Here is a 19,974-nt window from a genome sequence, read left to right as displayed (position 1 = left end):
TCAGCCGGAGACCAGTGGCCAGGCGTACGGCCCCTCGGGGTCGTCCAGCCAGGCCCACTGCCGCCCGTCCCGGACGGTGATACCGAACCTCTCCCTCTCGGGACGCTTCTCGCGCTGCCAGAGGGAGAGGGCCTCACGCGGGTCGAGGGTGGTGCCGGTCAGCGCCAGCAGGAACCGGAACAACTCGTTCTCGGCCACCCGCCTCGGCACTCCGCCGGTGTGCGGGTGGCGCACCGGCGGCGGCACCACCCCGCGCAGGGGCACGAAGTACGCGGGTGTGTGCAGGAACCGCCCCTCGGCATACGGGCCGTGCGGTGACGGGCGTACCCGCAGCAGGATCAGACCGGTCGCGAACGGTGCCAGGATCCGCGCCCGAGGCCTGCACTGCGCCAGCCAGGCCTCCGGTACGGACGGCAGGGTGCAGGTCACGATGATCCGGTCGTACGGGCCCCGCTCGGGGCAGCCCCGCGCCCCGTCCCCGGTGATCACCGCCGGGTGATAGCCCGCCGCCGACAGATGGTTGCGGGCCGACTCCGTGATCTCCGGGTCCAGGTCCATCGTGGTCACCGCGTCGTCGCCGAGGCGGTGGGCGAGCAGCGCGGCGTTGTAGCCGGTGCCCGCGCCGATCTCCAGAACGGTGTGGCCGTCCCGTATGTCCAGCTCTTCCAGCATCCGGGCCATCAGCGACGGCTGGCTGCTCGACGAGACGAGTTCGCCGTCCCTGATCCGGGTGGCCAGCGCCCCGTCGGCGTACGCGCCGTGCAGCCACTGGGCCTGCCGGGCCGGGTCGGGGTCCTCGCACCAGAGCCGTTCGGGCCCGCTGGTCCCGGTCACGTAGTAGTACGGCACGAACAGATGGCGGGGCACCGTCTCGAACGCGGCACGCCAGGCGGGGTCCTCCAGCGTCCCGCCCTCGGCGATCCCCCGCACCATCGCCCACCGGGCCTCGGCGCCGGCCTTCGCGAACTGATCCAGATGTGGGCCCATACCTCCACTCTCCCGCTCGCGCCCCCCGGAAGCGACGAGGTGGACGGCGGGCCGGACCTCGGGGATGCGGTTCCCTGTGCGCTCGCCCGGTGAATGGGTGCGCCGACGGCCTGTGCGGTCGTGTCGAGCGAGGGTGCGGCGACGTTCGCCGGCGGGTCGCTTTCCCGGGAGTACCGGCACAGGTGGGTGCCCGGGGGACTAACGACCTCACCCACGATTGGCAGTGGGAGAAGGAGCGGTGCCTGGGGCCTTCGAATCCAAGGCGGAGGAGGGAGCGATGGCGGAGCCATCGCGACTGACGACAACGCGGGAGGCGGAGGCCCCAGGCGCTGCGACGCCGCTGCCAATCGTGGGTGAGGTCGTAACGTCCGGGTCTGCCGGGTCCGGGTCCTAGGACCCGGGTCCTCGGCCGGTGCGTCTGCGACCATGGACGGGTGACAGAGAACCCGCACGACACGCTTCAGGAGCAGACCTTCTACGAGCAGGTCGGCGGCGAGGCGACCTTCCGGCGCCTGGTCCACCGCTTCTACCAAGGGGTAGCCGAGGACCCGCTGCTACGGCCGATGTATCCGGAGGAGGACCTGGGGCCGGCCGAGGAGCGGTTCGCCCTGTTCCTGATCCAGTACTGGGGTGGCCCCCGGACGTACAGCGAGCAGCGCGGTCACCCCCGGCTGCGGATGCGGCACGTCCCGTTCCGGGTGGACCGGGCCGCGCACGATGCCTGGCTGGGCCGGATGCGGGCGGCTCTCGACGAACTCGGGCTGTCTCCCGAGCACGAGCGGCAGCTGTGGGACTACCTCACGTACGCCGCCGCCTCGATGGTGAACACCGAGGGCTGACGGCACAGCACCGTCCCTCTCCCCCCACAAACACGCATGCACTGTGCGGAATGCGGTGCTCCGCTGCCGGATAACGGTCACGATCCCATCAAGGTGTGTGCGTAAGCGGTTTCCAGCAGTGGGTGTGCTCTGACAGCATCCTGGGATGCGTCGGGGGGCGTGCGGGGCAACAGTGTCGAGGGGGCCATGTGACGGGGTTCGTCTTTCTGCGGGTGAGGGCACACCGGCTCCTTCTCGCCGCAGCCGTCCTGGCCGTCCTGCTCACCACATCGGTACTGGCCGCGCTCACCGCCTTCTCCGGCTCCATCGGCGACGCGGCCATGCGCCACACGCTCACCCACCGCTCCGCCGCGTCCGCGTCGCTCGTCATCTCCGCGCAGGTGGGACGCGAGCAGCGGGAAGCGGCCGACGCGACCGCGCGCAAGACCGCCCGTGAGACGTTCGACGGCCTGCCGGTGACCGTACGGAAGCTGGAGGCCTCGGGGCCGTACGCGCTGCCGCGCAGCCTGCAGCCTCCGGCGGCCCGGAACGGCTACCCCGATCTCACCCGGTTCGCCTCGCTCGACCCCAGCCGCGTCCGTCTCACCGCGGGCCGCATGCCCAGTGCCGGAAGCGGGAAGATTGGCGGCCCCGTCGAGGTGGCCCTGCCCTCCGCCGCCGCCGATGTGCTGAAGCTGAAGCCCGGCGCGCGACTCACGCTCACCAGTCGGCTCGACGACGGCACCAAGCAGCCGGTCCTGATCACCGGCCTCTACAAAGCGGCCGACCAGGCCGACCCGTACTGGCAGTTGGACGAACTCGCCGGGCGCGGCGTCCGCAAGGTCGTCTTCACCACGTACGGTCCACTGCTCACCGATCCCGCCGTGCTCGCCTCCGGACGGCTCAGCCCCGGCGAGATGTCGTGGCTGGCCTCAGCCGACTTCCGGACCGTCACCACGGACCGCATCCACGCGCTGCACACCGCCGCGACCAAAAGCCCGAAGGCGCTCCTCGCCTCCCCGGATTTCAAAACCGGGGCCACCGTGCAGACCTCACTGCCCACCGTTCTCGAGCAGATCGACCGGGCGCTGCTGGTCTCCCGCTCGACCCTGATGATCGTCGGCGTGCAGCTGGTGCTGCTCGCCGGTTACGCGCTGCTGCTCGTGGCCCGGCTGCTGAGCAGTGAGCGCGGCGGGGAGACGGAACTGCTGCGGGCCCGCGGTGGTTCGCGCGGGCGGATCACCTCGCTCGCCGCGATCGAGGCGCTCCTGCTCGCGCTGCCGGCCGCCGTCATCGCCCCGCTGCTGGCCGGGCCACTGACCCGGCTCCTCGCGGACCGCAGTGAGCTGACCCGGATCGGGCTGCGGCTCGACGAGGGCGCGACCGGCACCGTGTGGCTGGTGGCCGCCGCCGTCGCGCTGGCCTGTGCGCTGGCCGTCGTCGCGCCCGCGCTGGCCGCCAGCGCGGGGGTGCGCAGCCGCAGCCGGGCCGCCGCGCTGCCCGGACCGGTGCGCGCGGGCGCCGACATCGGGCTGCTGCTGATCGCGGCGGTGGCCTACTGGCAGCTCGACCGGCAGACCGGCAGCGGTGCGCTCAGCGGTGACCGGAAGGGCGGTCTCGGCATCGATCCGCTGCTCGTCGCCGCGCCCGCGCTGCTGCTGCTCGCGGGCACCGTACTGACGCTGCGGCTGCTGCCGCCCGCGGCCAGGCTGGCGGAACGTCGTGCGGCGGGCGGCCGGGGGCTGCCCACCGCGCTGGCCGGCTGGCAGTTCAGCCGCCGTCCGCTGCGCGGCGCCGGACCGGTGCTGCTGCTGGTCCTTTCCGCCGCGATGGGCATGCTGGCGATCGGGCAGAGCGCGTCCTGGGACCGTTCGCAGGGCGACCAGGCCGACTTCAGGGCCGGTGCGTCGGTACGCGTGGTGGGCAAGGTCTCCAGCGATCCGGCGAAGGCGGGCGCGTACGCAGAGCTGCCGGGGGTACGGGATGCGGCGCCCGCTTTCCGCACGACGGTGGACCTGTCCGGTGACCGCGCAGCCGACGTGATCGCCCTGGACACCGCGCACGCCGACGAGCGGATGCTGATGCGCGGCGATCTCGCCGGCGGGTCTGCGGACGGGCTGTTCGGCTCGATCACACCGCCGAAGAGCGCGCGGGCCGGGCTGCTGCTGCCGAAGGGCAGCACGGAGATCCGGTTCGACCTGCAGATCACCGTGGCCTCGGCGCCGCACCGGGCGTCGCCGTCCGGCATGACCCCGCAGGTCACCTTGGAGCTGGAGGACCGGTACGGCCTTCCGTACCGGGTTCTCGTCGGAGCCGTACCGGCCGACGGCAGGGCGCATCCCATGTCGCTCGCGGTGGCGGCCGCCAGTGAGCTGGCCGTGACCGGGTTCGAGCTGACCGGCAGCCAGCCCGTCGACCGGGGCGAGACGCACCGGTTCGCCGTGAGCCGGCTGCGGACCGTGACCACGGACGGCACCGAGCAGCCGGTCCCCGTCCCCGCCGGATTCGGCTGGCAGGGCACCCTGACCACCAGCCTCCTCAACCAGACAACGGAGCCCGGCCCCATCCACGCGGCCGCGTCCGACCAGGCCCCGCTGACGGCCGGATACGCCACCGGGTTTGTTCCGGCTGAGGAGCTGGCGTACGGGGGGGAGTCGACCATCAACGTGCGGGTCGTCGCGGCCCGCGCCAAGGCCCCGGCAGTCCGCGCAATCGCCAACGACACCTATCTGAAGGCGTCCGGGGCGAAGGTGGGCCAGGACGTCGATGTCACGCTGGTCGGCGAAACGGTCCGGGTGAAGATCGTGCGGTCGGTCCGTCAGCTGCCCACCACCGGGCCCGGTGCCGCCACCACCGCCGCTGCCGCCGAGGCGTCCCGGCTCCGGGACGGCGGCGCGCTGCTGCTCGACCTCAAGGGCCTCGGCCAGGTCCTCGCGGACCGCCCGAACGCCGTCCTCACCGCCACCGAATGGTGGCTGAGCACCGACCCCGGCCAGGCCGGGAAGGTCGCCGCCGCGCTCCGTGAACAGCCCGACACCGACCCGGCGCAGGTCCTGGTCCGCGACGAGGTGGCCCGGGATCTGCTGGGCGACCCGCTGGGCGCAGGGCCGCAGTCCGCGCTGCTCGCGGTGGCCGTCGTCGCCGCCGCGCTGGCAGCGGTCGGCTTCGCGGTGAGCGCCGTCGGGTCGCAGCGCGAACGGTCCGCCGAATTCGCCGTGCTGCGCGCGCTGGGTGCGCCGCGCCGCGGGCTGGCCCGGATGGTCGCCGCCGAGCAGGGCGTGCTGATCGCCATCGCGCTGCTGGTCGGGTTCGCGCTCGGGGCCGTACTGACCAGGGCCGTCGTGCCACTCATCGTGCTGACCGGGCAGGCCGCCCAGCCGGTACCGCCCGTGCTGGTGCAGCTGCCGGCCGGGCAGGTCATCGCGCTGCTGGCGGGCGTCGCCACGCTGCCGCTGCTGATCGTGGCAGCGCTCGCCCTGCGCCGCGCCGACCCGGCGATTTCGCTGCGCCACCAGGGGGACAACTGACATGAGTCCGCGTTCCGACAGCGGTCGTTCCGCAGCCATCGCCCGGGCCGGCGCCTGTGCCCCGTGGGTCCGCACCCGGCTGCGTACCGCGCCTGGGGCCGCCTGCGCGCTCGGGTTGCTGGTGCTGCTCACCGCGTTCCTCGCCGCCGCGTTCCCGCGGGCCGTCGACGCGTACGAGACCAAAGGGCTGCGCCACGACCTGACCGTCGAGGAGCCCACGCGCAGCGTGTTGGAGCTGAACGCTCCGCCACCGGCCCTGGGGGTAAAGGAGGCGGAGCGCGAGGCCGCAGTGCGCGGGGCAGCGCTGGGCGCGGTCCACCGCAAGGTCCTCGCCGGGCTGCCCGAACCGGTGCGCGCCGACGCCTCCCAGTCCTCGTACGGCATCCACACGACGGAGACGATCCTCGCCGGGGAGAAATGGCTGCCTCGGCCCAACGGCCTCGACCCCGAACTGACGTACGCGACCCCGTCGGCCCTGCCGGCCCACGCCACGCTGCGCGACGGCGCCTGGCCCACCGTCCACGGCGAGGTCACCACGGCCTCCACGGAGGTCGAGGCCGCAGTCACCGAAGCGACCGCGAAGGCCCTGCGGATCAAGGTGGGGTCGACGATCGCCGTACCGACCCTGGGCGATCGGCCGCTGACCGTACGGATCACCGGCATCATCGCCCCGAAGCTTCCGGAGGCCGCCTACTGGTCGTACGAGCCCCTGCTGCGCACCCCGGCACTGGCCGCGAAGCCCACCAAGACCGACCCTCTTTACTACTGGATGGCGGCCCTGCTGCTGCCGCCGGACGCGGCGCCCGCGCTGCTCGCCACGACCGGTGTGCCCGAGCCGTACTGGCGGATCGCCCCGGACGCCGACCGGCTCACCGCGCTCGACGTGGACCGGCTGTGTTCCCGGGTGGCTTCTCTGGAGAACGGCCCCGAGCTGCTGAAGCTGCGCGCGCTGGCCGGTCCGGCGGCGACACTGACGACCGATCTGGACAAGGTCCTCACCGAGTACGACGCGATGCGTTCCGCGATCAGCCCGGTCGTCACGGTCGCCGCCGTCGGGATCGGTGCCGTCGCCGTCGTCGTCCTGCTGATGACGGGCGGACTGCTCGCTACGCGCCGCCACAGCGAACTGGCTCTGCTGCGCTCACGAGGCGGATCGCTGCGCGGCATCGGCGGGCGGCTGCTCGCCGAGACCGCGGTGACGACGGTGCCCGCGGCGGCGCTCGGTCTGCTGCTCGCCGTTGCCACCGTCGGCGAGGCCCGGCTGTGGCCCGCCGTCATCGGGGCCGCAGCCGTCGCCGTCCTGGTCTGTGCTGCCCTGCCGCTGAGTACGACGCTCAGTCACCGCAGACCGCTGCTGCACGGCGCCCGCGACGACATGATGACCGCCCGTCCGTCGCGGCGGCGCACGGTCGCCGAACTCACCCTGCTGGTGCTGGCCGTCGGCGCGGTTGTCGCCTTGCGCCGCCGGGGTACCGCCGCGGACGGTGGTACGGACTTCCTGGTCAGCGCCGCTCCGGTGCTGGTCGGACTGATCGCGGCGCTGGTCCTCGCCCGCCTGTACCCGCTGCCGCTACGGCTCGCCTCCCGCTCCGTCGCACGGCTGCGGGGCGCGGTCGGCTTCCTCTCACTGGCCCGTGCCGGGCGCGCGTCGGCGAGCGGCACACCGGCGCTGCTGGCGCTGCTGGTCGCGCTGACGACGGCGGCGTTCGGCGGCTCGGTGCTGGCGGGGGTCGCCGGCGCCCGGGACGAGGCGGCGGTGCTGGCCACCGGTGCGGACGCCCGGATCAGCGGCGAGGGCGATGAGATACCGCTGCCGGACCAGCTGGTCCGGGACGTGCGGAAGGCCCGAGGCGTACGGGAAGTGACGCCGGTCCAGATCGAGTACAGCGTTGCGCTGCCGTCCAGCATTCTCGGCAAGGACGCGAAGACCGCGCTGATCGGCGTCGATCCGGGAACGTACGCCAGGCTGGCCCGCGCGACCGGTCTCGGACCGTTCCCCGCGGACCGGCTGAAGGCCACCGGAGCGGCGCCCGGGAAGGGCACGCCGCCGTCGGAGGACCGGGTGCTGCCCGTCCTGGCCTCGCCGGCCGTGGCCGAGCAGCTCGGCGAACGGCCCCGCGACATCAAGTCGCTGGCCGGGAACTTCAAGGTGCGGGTCGTCGGAACGGTGCCGCGTACGCCCGCCGTCGACAACGGCGACTTCCTGATCGTCGACGCCGCGTCCCTCACCCAGCGGCAGACCACCACCCTGCTGGTCACCGGCGACTCCCTGGACGCGAAGGCGCTGCGCGCGGCCGCGCACCGGGCGGGCTCGACGTACTTCGCAGTGCTGCGGTCCGAGGAGCGCGCGGCGTTCGTCGACACCCCCATGCAGTCGGGTGCCGAGCGGATCTACGCGGCGGCGATCGCGGCCGGCGCGGGCTACGCACTGCTCGCCGTACTGCTGTCGCTGCTGCAGAGCGCACCGGAACGCAGCGCGCTGCTGGCCCGGCTGCGGACCATGGGCCTCACCCGCCGGCAGGGCCGACGGCTCCTCGGCCTGGAGGCGATGCCGCAGGCACTGCTGGCCGCCGTCGGCGGACTCCTCGTCGGCTGGGCGACGATCGCCCTGCTGGCACCCGGCGTCGACCTCGTCCAGCTGGCGCTGTCCAGCGGGCCCGGATCCGACGTTCTCGACACCGCTCCGCTGCGGGCCGACCCGCGGTCGCTGGCGCTCCCGGCGCTCGGAGTGGTCGCACTCGCCGCCGCCGTGGCAGCCGTGCAGGCCTGGTGGGCCGGGCGCCGTGGATCGATCACCGAACTCAGGGCAGGAGACACCCGATGACGTCGTCGACGACCGAGACCACGCTGGCGGAGCTCGAACAGCGGGCCGCCGCACGCCGCGACCGGCCCTCGTACGGGCACGACGCACTGATCGCCTGCGATCGGCTGGTCCGCATCTTCACCGCGGACGGAGTGGAGGTGCAGGCCCTCCAGGGCCTCGATCTGCTGGTCACCGAGGGCGAGTTGATGGCGCTCGTCGGGGCATCCGGCAGCGGCAAGTCGACCCTGATGAACATTCTGGCGGGCCTCGACGTGCCGACGGCCGGGTCGGCGAAGGTCGCGGGCTGCGATCTGCTGTCGATGGGCCAGAAGGAACGGCTCCGCTACCGCCGGGACGTCGTCGGGTTCGTCTGGCAGCAGACCGCCCGCAATCTGCTCCCCTACCTCACCGCCATCCAGAACGTCACGCTGCCCATGCAGCTGCGCGGCCGCGGCCGCAACCGCGAACGCGCCGCGCGCGCCGAGTCGCTGCTGCAGATGCTGGACGTCGCGGACTGCCGCGACCGGCGGCCCCCGCAGATGTCCGGCGGCCAGCAGCAGCGGGTGGCGATCGCGGTCGCGCTCGCCAACAACCCCTCGGTGCTGCTCGCCGACGAACCGACCGGCGAGCTGGACTCGGCGACGGGCGAGCAGGTGTTCGCCGCGTTCCGCCGGGCCAACGAGGAGCTGGGGACGACCATCGTGATCGTCACCCACGACCAGGCGGTGGCGAGCGAGGTCCGTCGTACGGTCGCCATCCGGGACGGCCGTACGTCCTCCGAGGTACTGCGCCGCACCGAGGTCGACGCGGCGACGGGCCTGGAGTCCCAGGTGGCACGCGAGTACGCGATGCTCGACCGCGCGGGCCGGCTGCAACTGCCCGCCGACTACACGGAGACGCTCGGGATGGAGCACCGGGTGATGCTTGAGCTGGAGCGCGACCACATCGGGGTCTGGCCGGACGACCAGCCGCGCCCGTGACGGGTGTTGGTGATGCTAGCCCCAGGTCGCTTAGGCCGGGTGGCCCGATGTTCTCGCGCCGCGTACGCCCCTAGCGTCTTACGGGAGCAATCCACCTGATCCCGAGGAGCACCATGCGCGTCGCCAAGCTGGCCGCCGCCGGCCTGGGCCTGACCTGTCTACTGACAGGCTGCGTGTCCGCGTCGGCCACCCCCGCCGCCCCCGCCACCCCCTCCCACCAGCGGCTCGTCTGGGGGCCCTGCTCGCCGCAGCAGCAGGAACTGAAGGAGGCGGGCGCGCAGTGCGCGAAGGTGACCGTCCCGCTCGACTACTCCGACCCCCGGGGCCGGACCATCCGGATCGCCGTCTCACGAATCAAGGCCACCGCGAAGCACGGGCAGCGACGGGGCGTCCTGCTGTCCAACCCGGGCGGTCCGGGCGGCACCGGACTCGCAAGCACCCTGCTTCTGCGGCCCGCCTTGAAGGATGCGGCCGACCGCTACGACCTGATCGGCTTCGATCCCCGTTTCCTCGGCGAGTCCACCCCCATCGCCTGCGACCCCGCCGCCCCGACGCCCGCGCCCGGCCCGACCACGACCCGCCGCGAGGACTTCGAGCAGTCGGTACGGTCCGCCCGCGACACCGCACGCCGCTGCCAGGAGCACGGGGACAACGCACAGCTCCTCCCCCACGCCACGACCCGGAACGTCGCCCGCGACATGGACGCGATCCGCGCGGCGCTGGGTGAGCGCAGACTGTCGTACTACGGCGTCTCGTACGGCGCCGATCTGGGCGCCGTCTACACCCAGATGTTCCCGCGCCGCACCGACCGCGTCGTCATCGACTCCTCCACCGACCCGTCGGACACCCAGTACGAACTCTTCCAGCGGGCGGGCAGACCGCTCGAAGAGGCGCTGGACGCCTGGGCCGGCTGGACCGCGCGGCAGGACGGCACCTACCGGCTCGGCAGCACACCGGCCGAAGTCCGGGCGAGCGTCCAGCGGTTGCTCGACGGGGCCGAGCGGCGCCCGGTCACCGTCTCCGGCGTCCGGCTCGACGCGCCGTTGCTGCGGCTGGTGCTGAGGCAGCTCATCCAGCACGAGGAGTACGACCCGGCGCTCGCCGCTACGGTGCGCGACCTGGCCGATGCCGCCGCGGGCAGGCCGGTCGAGCCCGGCCCGGAGCTCGCCGCCATGCTCCAAATGCTCGCGTCGCCCGAGATGGCGGACAGCATGCTGGGCGGAACCCTCTTCATGTGCGGCGACCGCGGCTGGCCGGCCGGCGGCTGGCCGGGGAACCCGGAGACGTACTGGCGGAACATGGAACGCAGCCGCGCCGCCCAGCCCGTCTTCGGCCCGCTCGTCAACAGCATGATTGCCCCGTGCGCGTTCTGGACGAGCACGTCCCGCGAGCCCGCCACGGTGATCGGCAACGACGTACCCGTGCTGATGCTCCAGGCCCGGCGCGACAACAACGTCCCGTACGAAGGGGCCTTGGCCCTGCACCACCGCCTGACCGGCTCCCGGCTGGTGACGGCGGACATCCGCTCGCACGGGGTGTACGGGCGCGGATTCGACGGCCTCACCCCCGTTCCCTGCGCCGACCGGGCCGTCAACGACTATCTGCGCGGCGGCCCCCTGCCCGCGGCCGACCTGAGCTGCCCCGGCACCGGGGAGGACCGTTGATCAGCCGACGTACGGGCCTGGCGGCCACGGCCCTGCTCACCGGAGCGTCCGGCACCGCGGCAACGGCCACCGCACCCCGCCACGCCCCCGGGCTCTGCAGCCGCCTCCAGAGCGATGTGGACACGATCCTGGCCACCGGGGGTGACGGACCCTCCTAGGGCGTGTCATCGGCCCGCCGGTGCTCAGCCCGCGCCCACCGTCACCGCGAGCGTGCCGAGTCCGCTGCCCGGGCCGCGCAGCGCAATCGAGCCGAACGGGGTACGCAGCCGCAGCCAGGTCCCGGCCGCGAGCAGGGCGACCGGGAAGTCCGGCGCCGGGCGGAGGAATCCGAGGGACTGGGCGGCATGGACGGCCCGCAGCGGAAGCGGGGTATCGCCGACCGTGCGCGACCAGATCTCGCGGCCGATCAGGTCCCGCTCCGCCCGGGTTCGGCGGTCCTCGGGCAGCGCCTCGTCGCGGGAGCGGAACTCCGCCACCGCGGCGGTGAGCGCCGTGCGCAGGGAGACCGGGTCGGGCAGGCCCGGACGTTCGTGCCAGCCGCTGCGGGGCGGGAGGACGCCCGTCCACGGCGGCCCGGTGACGGGCGTGGGCAGGGCGCCCGAACCGGCCGCCGTGCCCTCGGCATCGAGGGATTCGAGGAGTTCACCGGCAGACACTGTGACGTCGAAGTCATGCGGGCCGTCCAGCCGCGCCGTCCGGATCGCGAGGACCTCGAACGACGGCGGCCTGCCGAAGACGGCCAGCGCGCTGCCGCCCGCCTGCATCCGCACTGCGGCGGCCCGGTCGTAGTGGAGCAGCCGGCCGAGGAAGGCCGCGAGATCCGCGGCCTCCCTCGCGTCGGCGAACTCCAGCGACCGCACAGGCACCGTCATACGGCGGCGGGCTCCTCGGCCAGGTACTGCTGGAGGAAGAGCTTCTCCTCAGCGGAGATCCGCCGGGGTCGCTCCTCGGCCAGGTCGTACGGCACGACGACGGTCGAGGCCCGTACATACACCTGGTCCGGGTCCTTGATCTCGTACGAGATCGTGAGGGACGCGGCACCTATTTTCGTGACCCAGGACTCGACGGTCACCGGCGCGTGCCGGTGGACCAGCGGGCGCACGTAGTCGATCTCGTGCCGGGCCACGACGGACCCGCCGGCGAAGGACGGCGAGCCGTCCCCCGGCGCCAGCCGGAACATGAAGTCGATGCGCGCCTCCTCCAGGTAGCGGAGGAAGACCACGTTGTTGACGTGGCCGAAGGCATCCATGTCCGACCAGCGCAGCGGGCAGTTGTAGATGTGACGAGCCAAGACGATCAGCCTCGCGTGAGCTTCTTGTACGTGGCGCGGTGCGGGCGGGCCGCATCGGCGCCGAGGCGGTCGACCTTGTTCTTCTCGTACGACTCGAAGTTGCCCTCGAACCAGTACCACTTGGAGTCGCCCTCGTACGCCAGGATGTGCGTGGCGACGCGGTCCAGGAACCAGCGGTCGTGGGAGATGACCACGGCCGCACCCGGGAACTCCAGGAGAGCGTTCTCGAGCGAGGACAGCGTCTCGACGTCGAGGTCGTTGGTGGGCTCGTCGAGGAGCAGCAGGTTGCCGCCCTCCTTGAGCGTCAGCGCCAGGTTGAGACGGTTGCGCTCACCACCGGAGAGCACACCGGCCGGCTTCTGCTGGTCCGGGCCCTTGAAGCCGAAGGCGGAGACGTACGCCCGCGACGGCATCTCGACCTGGCCGACGTTGATGTAGTCGAGCTCGTCCGACACGACCGCCCAGAGGGTCTTCTTGGGGTCGATGTTGGCGCGGCTCTGGTCGACGTAGGAGATCTTGACGGTCTCGCCGACCTTGATGCCGCCGGAGTCCGGCGTCTCCAGGCCCTGGAGCATCTTGAACAGCGTGGTCTTGCCCGCGCCGTTCGGACCGATGACGCCGACGATGCCGTTGCGCGGCAGCGTGAACGACAGGTCGTCGATGAGGACCTTGTCGCCGAAGGCCTTCGAGAGGTTCTCGACCTCGACGACGATGGAACCGAGCCGCGGGCCCGGCGGAATCTGGATCTCCTCGAAGTCCAGTTTCCGCATCTTGTCCGCCTCGGCCGCCATCTCCTCGTACCGGGCGAGACGCGCCTTGGACTTGGTCTGCCGGCCCTTGGCGTTGGAGCGGACCCACTCCAGCTCTTCCTTGAGCCGCTTGGCGCGCTTCTCGTCCTTACGGCCCTCGACCTTGAGGCGGGTGGCCTTCTTGTCGAGGTACGTGGAGTAGTTGCCCTCGTACGGGTGCGCGCGGCCGCGGTCCAGCTCGAGGATCCACTCGGCGACGTTGTTCAGGAAGTACCGGTCGTGCGTCACGGCGACGACGGCGCCCGCGTACTTCGAGAGGTGCTGCTCCAGCCAGTTCACCGACTCGGCGTCGAGGTGGTTGGTGGGCTCGTCGAGGAGGAGCAGGTCCGGGGCCTCGATCAGCAGCTTGCAGAGCGCGACGCGGCGCTTCTCGCCACCGGAGAGGTTGACGACCGGCCAGTCGCCGGGCGGGCAGCCCAGGGCGTCCATGGCCTGCTCCAGCTGGGCGTCCAGGTCCCACGCGTTCGCGTGGTCCAGGTCCTCCTGGAGCTTGCCCATCTCCTCCATCAGCGCGTCCGAGTAGTCCGTCGCCATGAGCTCGGCGACCTCGTTGAAGCGCGTGAGCTTCCCCATGATCTCGGCGGCGCCGTCCTGGACGTTCTCCAGCACGGTCTTCGACTCGTCGAGCAGCGGCTCCTGCATGAGGATGCCGACACTGAACCCGGGCGACAGGAACGCGTCACCGTTGGACGGCTGTTCCAGGCCCGCCATGATCTTCAGCACCGTGGACTTACCGGCACCGTTGGGGCCCACGACACCGATCTTCGCGCCGGGCAGGAAGTTCAGGGTGACGTCATCGAGGATCACCTTGTCGCCGTGCGCTTTGCGCGTCTTGCGCATGGTGTAGATGTACTCAGCCAAGAGAAACCGTCCGGCTATCGATGTGTGGGCAGATACACCCCATCTTGCCTGACGTCCATCCCAGGACGGAAACCCGTCCGGCCGACGGTACGCCCCATGGGTGCCTTCCGGTACGCGGCAGCCCCGATACGCGTGGGCGTACCGGGGCTGCCATCAGCGCATCGTGACGGTGTGGACTCGATGCGTCACTCTTTGTCTACTCCGCGGTGGTCTGCGTCTTCCGCTTCCGGAGGAGGAAGACCGCGCCGCCGCCGACGACGACCAGGGCGATGGCGATGCCCGCGATCACCGGAGTGGCACTCGAGCTGCCGGTCTCGGCGAGGTCGCCCCCGGTACCGGCCGAGCTGCCGCCGGCCGTGGCCGGGGCGGGCTGGGCGAGGGTCTGGGTGTCGGTGCCGCCGGTGGAGCTGCCGCTGGTCTTGCAGTCCAGGACGCCCTTGAACGTCTGGGTGAACCCGCCGGGGCCGGTGATCGTGAAGTCATACGCCTGGTCCTCGGCGACCGGGACGGTCACCGTCTCGGACGCGCCGGCCTCGACGGTGTGCTTGATGCCGGCCAGCTCGAAGGTGAACGCCTCGTCGCCCTCGTTGCTCGCGGTGACGTCCACGCCGCCCTTGGCGCAGTTCTTCTTCGCGGTGACCGCGGGGATCGCGCCCTTCTTGGCCCAGGTCGCGGTGGCGGTCGCGGAGACCGTGGACTCGCTGGAGCCGGCCAGGATCTGCGTCTGGCTCTTGGTCACTCCGGCGAAGGCCCGGCCGACCGGCACCGAGGTGGTGGCCTGGACGGTCAGCGAGGCGGTGCCGTCGGCGGCGCCCGCCGGGACGTCGAAGTAGAGCTCGGCGCCGTTGGCGGCGGCGGTGACGGGCTTGCCGGTCTTGTCGGTGACCTTGACGCCGCTGGCGGAGTCGGCGGGCGGGGTCACCGAGACCTGGCCGGCGTTGGTGCGGACGGTGACCGGCCCGAGCCGCTCACCGGACCGGCCGGAGACCGCGACCGGGTCCAGGGCGAGGGACGCCTTGGGCTCGGCGACGTCCTCGGCGTGCTCCTCCAGCCAGTCGGCGAGCTTCTCGGCCTGCTTGTCGGCAGCTTCGACATCGGCGTCGTCCGAGTAACGCCAGATGGCGACCTGGGTGCCCGCCGCCGCGGTCCGCTCGGTGAGCGGCCCGGTGCCGGCCTGCTCGGCGAGCGCCGCGAGGTCGTCGATCTGCGGGTAGGAGTGCTCCAGGATCCAGCGGATCCGGCCCGCGTTCTTGTTGGCGCCGAGCGACGTCTGGTTCCAGGGGGTCTCCAGGTACTTCGCCTGGTCCTGGGTGGGGTTATGGATGTCGATGCAGTACGTCTTGAGCTTGCCGCCGCCGTCGACGGTCATCTCGAAGAGCCCGGCGGGCAGTTCCTGCTTCTTCCCGTTCGTGGTGAGCACGGCCCGGTCGTAGGTCTTCAACCCGTCCAGGACCGCGCTGGCACCGCCCTGGTGCTGCGGCGCCTCGTCGGCGGTCGCAGTGCCCGCGCCGACGAGGGCCCCGGCTATGACGAGTCCGGATGCCACCACTGATGCGGCCAGCCGGGCAATGCCCCGGCCCCGTGGCGGATTCGCCCCCGCATTGGACGATGAAAAGGTCGCTGAAGAAGCAGAAAACACAGATGTCCCCTCCGGGCGGGGCCCTCCGCGCCTGATGCGCGTGTGGGGATTGCCCCGCCAGTCGACTCAAGTACCCGTGAGTACTGGGGAATCCTAAGGAAGCGACGAAGCACAGTCCCCCGTCATACCGTCGTACAACCATTCCGAATCGGAATCGTTATCGCCGGAACTGTTTACCGCCCGCTGTCACCCCCTCCCCCCATCTCCGGGCGGCGTCACGGTGCCGACGCCAGCTCGGGGATGGGCTCCTGACGCATCATCATCCCCACCGGTGTCTGCGCCGGTGTCCCCGCCGTCTCCCCCGCTGCGACTGACGCTCGCCGTCGCCCCCGCTCGGCGGCCTCTCCCCTTCCCCGCACATCTCCCGCCCCGTCCGGCCCGTCCCTCCTGCCTGGCCGTGCCGTCAGCGTCGGGTCACCCCGCAGCACCCGCCGGAACGCCGACGTCCCCCGTGTCAGATCGTGTCCGACCGCCACCGCCTCGATGTCCACGAACGTCCTGCGCTGTCCGTCCCGTTCCTCCTCGCGCACCTTCAACCGACCGTGCACGAGCAGCGGTTCTCCGACGGAGACCGAACCCGCGAGATTCGCCGCCAGTGTGCGCCACGCCCACACGGTGTAGAAGCTGGTGTGCCCGTCCGTCCAGAGCTGTTTCTCCCGGTCCCATCGGCGGGCCGTCACGGCGAACCGGAATCGCGCCATTCCCCCGGTCGCGGTCTCCCGGAATTCCACCCCGGTCGCCGCATTGCCCACCAGCGTCACCACGGTCTCGTTCATGCCTCCGCCTCCCCTTCGGCTCCGTGACCGCTGCCGCGCGGTCACTGATCTCATGCTGAAGGGGAGGCGGGGATCCTGCTGAGGACTGTGTACTACCGACCGGTTGTGGAAAACTCCGTCACCGTCACGTACCGCTCGCGCACCTCCCGGTACCGCACCAGTTCGGCCGCCACCGGATCGAGCACCCTCGCCCGGCCGACGGCCGCCGCCGCCTCGCGCAGGCACCGCTCGGCCTCCTGCCCGTACCGCCGGGCGGGCCCCCGGGCTGCCGCCGCACACGACCACTCGACCAGTGGCCCGCCGATCACGCCAGCCAGCATCACCAGCGCGGGCGTGAGGAGTCCCGGTTCGATCACGCCGATGATCTGGCCGACCAGCCAGAGCCCGCCGAAGATCTGCAGCAGCGTCATGGACGCCTGCGCCAACACGGCGGCGGGCCACCACGCGGGCCTCGGCGGCTTGCCTCCCACCCGCCCGCTGTGCGCCACACCCGATGCACCGGCCACACCGGCGGCCACCACGCCCCCACCACCGACTGCGGCCGCGGTACCACGCCCCGCGTCGTCGCCCGCGCCCCTGGCCCGCCCGTGCCCCACCGTTCCGGCCTTCCCGGCCAGCTCGTCCAGCGCCTCCGGCAGCCCCGTCGCCCCCTGCACCGCGGCCTCACGGACCGCCTGCGCCCAGGGACCCGGCAGCCCGTCCGCGGCGGCGTCCGCCACCGTCCGTACCGCCTGCTCGACGCGTTGCCGGGCGGTGAGCTGTTCCTCCGGCGGCGCGGGCGTGGCCGCCGCCCGGTCCGGACTTCCCGGCCGCCGGGTGGACTCGTACCACCGCCACAGCCGCAGCCACGGCGTCCCGCAGGCGCGCCCGGCGTTCCTGCGCCACGCACGTTCGGCGGCCTGACCGGCCGCGGCCGCACCCACCGCCTCCCCCAGCCGGTCGGCGAACTCCTCGCGGGCCCGTTCCCCGAGTCCCGGCCGCCCCTCGGCGACGTACACCGGCCGCAGCTTCGCCGCCGCGGCGTCCACATCGGCCGAGAGCCGGCGCGCCGCAGCTGTGCGCTCCTGCACGAACCGGCCGAGCAGCTCACGCAGTTCACCGACACCTTCGCCGGTGAGCGCGGACAGCGGCAGGACGGTGGCGCCCGGTTCGCCGTGTTCGCCGAGCGCCATGCCGTCCTCGTCGAGGAGCCTGCGCAGATCGTCGAGGACCTGGTCGGCGGCGTCACCGGGCAGCCGGTCCACCTGGTTGAGGACGACGAACGTGACCTCCGCGTGGCCGGCCAGCGGTCGCAGATAGCACTCGTGCAGGGCGGCGTCCGCGTACTTCTCGGGATCGACGACCCAGATCACCGCGTCGACCAGGGCCAGCACCCGGTCGACCTGCTCGCGGTGCCCGGCCGCTGCCGAGTCGTGGTCGGGCAGATCGACGAGGACAAGCCCCTGGAGCGCCTCGTCCGCCTCCGTACCGCCCTGCTGCGGCCTGCGCCTGAGGCGTCCCGGAATGGCCAGCCGGTCCAGCAGTCCGGCGGCGCCGTCGGTCCAGGAGCAGGCAAGGGGCGCGGCGGTGGTCGGCCGACGCAGTCCGGTCTCGGAGATCTGTGCGCCCGCCAGGGAGTTGAAGAGCGTCGATTTGCCGCTGCCGGACGCCCCGGCGATGGCGACGACGGTGTGCCGTGAGGAGAGCCGCTGTCGTGCGGCGGCCTCGTCGAGTACGCGCCCCGCCTCGGCGAGCGTGGTCCCGTCGAGGCGGGCCCGGGACAGCCCGACGAGTTCGCGCAGCGCGTCGAGCCTCGGCCGGAGCGGGCCGCCGGAGGCTACGTACGCCTCGACCTGAGGACGTACGTCGTCGGGGGCGGCCTCGGACTCGGGATCCTCGGGGTCCGTGGCGAGGGCCGCTGCGCGCCGGGCGATGAGCCCGTCGTCCCACCGGCCCCCGGACTCGGGGTCGTGCCGGCCCTGGCATACGACGACACCACCGGCCTCGCCCTGTTCCTGGCCGTGATCCTGGTCAGTGACGGCAGTCAACGCTGCCCCCTCTCCTTCTGCAGTACGGACAGCGCGGCAATCAGTTCGGCCTGCGGCTCCGGGGCCACGTCGAGCGCGTCGAGCGGCGCCAGCCGCCGGTCGCGCTCGCTGCCCAGCACCCGGTCGAGACAGCTGGTCAGCAGGGCCCCGCCCTTGTCGCGCAGCCGCAGCGCGCCCTGGGCTCCGATACGTTCGGCGAGCTGCTCCCCGGCGCTGCGGGCACGACGGCCGCCGAGCAGCGCGGCGGCCAGCAGCGCGGCCACCGTCTCGGCGTCGGGTGCGGCGCTGCGTTCCAGCCGGCGCACCTCTTCCTCGGCCAGCTCCTCCAGGACCCGCCGCCACCGCCGTACGGCCATGGCGATCCGGCCCCGGACGTCCTCGGCGGGCCCCCATCCCCCGGCCCCCCGGCCCGAGTTCCCGAACCCGAACACACCGGCTGCAGGTTCGCGCTGCCAGGCGGTACGGATCTGCTCGTCGGCGGCGGCCACGGCGCACTGCAGAAGTACGGCGAGGCTGTCCACCAGCGATTCGAGAAGTTCCTCGGACGTGCTGTGATGCGGGTATCCGCGCCATCGGGTACGCGCGTCCCCGGAGAGCACGCCACCGTTCTCCACCCGCAGCCGGACCCGTGCATTCTCCTTCTGGTAGGCGTCCTCGACCACACCGGTGAGCCGCACGGCTGCGGCGTGCTGTGCGGCGACGGCGCCGGCCAGCTCCGGCATCCGTACGTCCATCGAGTCGATGACCCCGGCCGCCGTACGCCCCACCGCCTGCTGACGGGCCGCCGGATCCTGTACGCGGTGGCTGAGCCAGGCGCGCAGTGGGGCAACTGCGGTGGTGGGCAGCAGCCCGCTGCCGCCGCCCGCCGACTCGGGCAGTTCCGGGATGGTGAACCGCGGCACCTCACCGAGTCCCGCCTTGGTGAGGAGCGCCCCGTACTGCCGCGAGACCTCGCCGATCACCTGGTGCGGTACCCGGTCGAGCACGGTGACGAGCGAGGCGTCGTACTCCTTCGCGGTACGCAGCAGATGCCACGGCACCGCGTCCGCGTACCGGGAGGCGGTGGTCACCATGACCCAGACGTCGGCGGCACAGATGAGTTCGGCGGCCAGCACCCGGTTCCGTACGACGAGCGAGTCGATGTCCGGGGCGTCGAGCAGCGCGAGCCCACGCGGCAGACTCGCGGCGGTCTCGACCCGCAGTGTGGTCCCGTCGTCCTCCGCACCGTCGTCGAGCCCGTCGAGCTCGTCACGGAGGCCGGGGTCCATGGACTCGCCCGGCGGCAGCCAGACCCGGGTCAGTTGCGGCAGCACCCTGCCCCCGGCGAACCAGTGATGGTCATCCGGATGGCAGACAAGGACGGGGATCCGGGTGGTCGGCCTCAGGACCCCGGCCTCACTGACCCGCCGCCCCACGAGCGAATTGACGAGCGTCGACTTCCCGGCGCCGGTGGATCCGCCGATGACCGCGAGCACGGGCGCTTCGGGATCCTTGAGCCGGGGAAGCAGGTAGTCGTCGAGCTGTGCGAGCAGCTCGACCCTGGTCTGCCGGGCGCGTGTCACCCCGGGGAGCGGGAGTGGGAGACGCACGGCGGCGACACGGTCGCGCAGGGCGGAAAGTGCGTCGATGAGCTGAGGCCGTACGTCCATGGTCACCACATGCGAAGAATGCCCAATTTTGGCGCCTTTTTGAAGCGTATAGCCACCTCTGCGCGCCGATTGCGCCGTCGGGACAGAGGGGGCGAGTGGGACGCAGGCATAACGAGTGCACAACACCCGGGGCGCGAGGCGTC

At 72.4% G+C, this 19,974-nt stretch carries 14 protein-coding genes; 6 read left to right on the top strand and 8 right to left on the bottom strand.

Annotated elements, in window-relative coordinates:
- Complete coding sequence (locus tag AB0915_RS02360; protein WP_366689293.1) at window positions 1–987, bottom strand: methyltransferase domain-containing protein; 987 nt, start codon at window positions 985–987, stop codon at window positions 1–3.
- Window positions 988–1,421: 434 nt separating this feature from the next.
- Here AB0915_RS02360 and AB0915_RS02355 point away from each other — a divergent pair, with 434 nt between their 5' ends.
- From AB0915_RS02355 to AB0915_RS02330, 6 genes are all read left to right on the top strand, one after another.
- Window positions 1,422–1,826: a globin gene (locus AB0915_RS02355; protein ID WP_366689292.1), complete on the top strand. Its 405-nt coding sequence runs from the start codon at window positions 1,422–1,424 to the stop codon at window positions 1,824–1,826.
- Window positions 1,827–2,014: 188 nt separating this feature from the next.
- The gene (locus AB0915_RS02350) at window positions 2,015–5,332 is read left to right on the top strand and encodes an ABC transporter permease (protein ID WP_366689291.1); all 3,318 of its coding nucleotides are present in this window, start codon (window positions 2,015–2,017) and stop codon (window positions 5,330–5,332) included.
- A 1-nt stretch (window position 5,333) separates the two neighbouring features.
- Window positions 5,334–8,156: an FtsX-like permease family protein gene (locus AB0915_RS02345; protein WP_366689290.1), complete on the top strand. Its 2,823-nt coding sequence runs from the start codon at window positions 5,334–5,336 to the stop codon at window positions 8,154–8,156.
- Window positions 8,153–9,115, top strand: a complete 963-nt coding sequence (locus AB0915_RS02340; RefSeq protein WP_366689289.1) for an ABC transporter ATP-binding protein — start codon at window positions 8,153–8,155, stop codon at window positions 9,113–9,115. The genes AB0915_RS02345 and AB0915_RS02340 overlap by 4 nt, the downstream gene beginning before the upstream one ends.
- Window positions 9,116–9,228: 113 nt before the next feature.
- Entirely contained in the window at window positions 9,229–10,779 is a 1,551-nt protein-coding gene (locus tag AB0915_RS02335) for an alpha/beta hydrolase (RefSeq protein ID WP_366689288.1), read from the top strand.
- Window positions 10,776–10,937, top strand: coding sequence for a hypothetical protein (locus AB0915_RS02330; RefSeq protein WP_366689287.1), 162 nt, complete (start codon window positions 10,776–10,778; stop codon window positions 10,935–10,937). The genes AB0915_RS02335 and AB0915_RS02330 overlap by 4 nt, the downstream gene beginning before the upstream one ends.
- 24 nt (window positions 10,938–10,961) lie before the next feature.
- Here AB0915_RS02330 and AB0915_RS02325 read toward each other — a convergent pair whose 3' ends face one another.
- The 7 genes from AB0915_RS02325 to AB0915_RS02295 form a co-directional block, all read right to left on the bottom strand.
- The gene (locus AB0915_RS02325) at window positions 10,962–11,651 is read right to left on the bottom strand and encodes a hypothetical protein (RefSeq protein ID WP_366689286.1); all 690 of its coding nucleotides are present in this window, start codon (window positions 11,649–11,651) and stop codon (window positions 10,962–10,964) included.
- Window positions 11,648–12,070, bottom strand: a complete 423-nt coding sequence (locus AB0915_RS02320; protein ID WP_366689285.1) for a thioesterase family protein — start codon at window positions 12,068–12,070, stop codon at window positions 11,648–11,650. Before AB0915_RS02320 ends, AB0915_RS02325 begins: the two co-directional genes overlap by 4 nt.
- Before the next feature lie 5 nt (window positions 12,071–12,075).
- Window positions 12,076–13,740, bottom strand: coding sequence for an energy-dependent translational throttle protein EttA (gene ettA, locus AB0915_RS02315; RefSeq protein ID WP_366689284.1), 1,665 nt, complete (start codon window positions 13,738–13,740; stop codon window positions 12,076–12,078).
- Between the two features lie 196 nt (window positions 13,741–13,936).
- The gene (locus AB0915_RS02310) at window positions 13,937–15,379 is read right to left on the bottom strand and encodes an LAETG motif-containing sortase-dependent surface protein (protein WP_366689283.1); all 1,443 of its coding nucleotides are present in this window, start codon (window positions 15,377–15,379) and stop codon (window positions 13,937–13,939) included.
- 215 nt (window positions 15,380–15,594) lie between these two features.
- The gene (locus AB0915_RS02305) at window positions 15,595–16,155 is read right to left on the bottom strand and encodes a single-stranded DNA-binding protein (RefSeq protein WP_366689282.1); all 561 of its coding nucleotides are present in this window, start codon (window positions 16,153–16,155) and stop codon (window positions 15,595–15,597) included.
- 92 nt (window positions 16,156–16,247) lie between these two features.
- Entirely contained in the window at window positions 16,248–18,182 is a 1,935-nt protein-coding gene (locus AB0915_RS02300; protein WP_366689281.1) for a GTP-binding protein, read from the bottom strand.
- Window positions 18,179–19,831 carry a dynamin family protein gene (locus tag AB0915_RS02295; protein ID WP_366689280.1) on the bottom strand — a complete coding sequence of 551 codons (1,653 nt, stop codon included), beginning with the start codon at window positions 19,829–19,831 and terminating at the stop codon, window positions 18,179–18,181. The genes AB0915_RS02300 and AB0915_RS02295 overlap by 4 nt, the downstream gene beginning before the upstream one ends.
- Window positions 19,832–19,974: the final 143 nt, after the last annotated feature.

It is taken from the genome of Streptomyces sp. NPDC048411 (genome assembly GCF_040704695.1).
Taxonomy (GTDB): Bacteria; Actinomycetota; Actinomycetes; order Streptomycetales; family Streptomycetaceae; genus Streptomyces.
The sequence above is the reverse complement of the archived record's forward strand: the minus strand, read 5'-3'. Positions and strand labels throughout refer to the sequence as shown.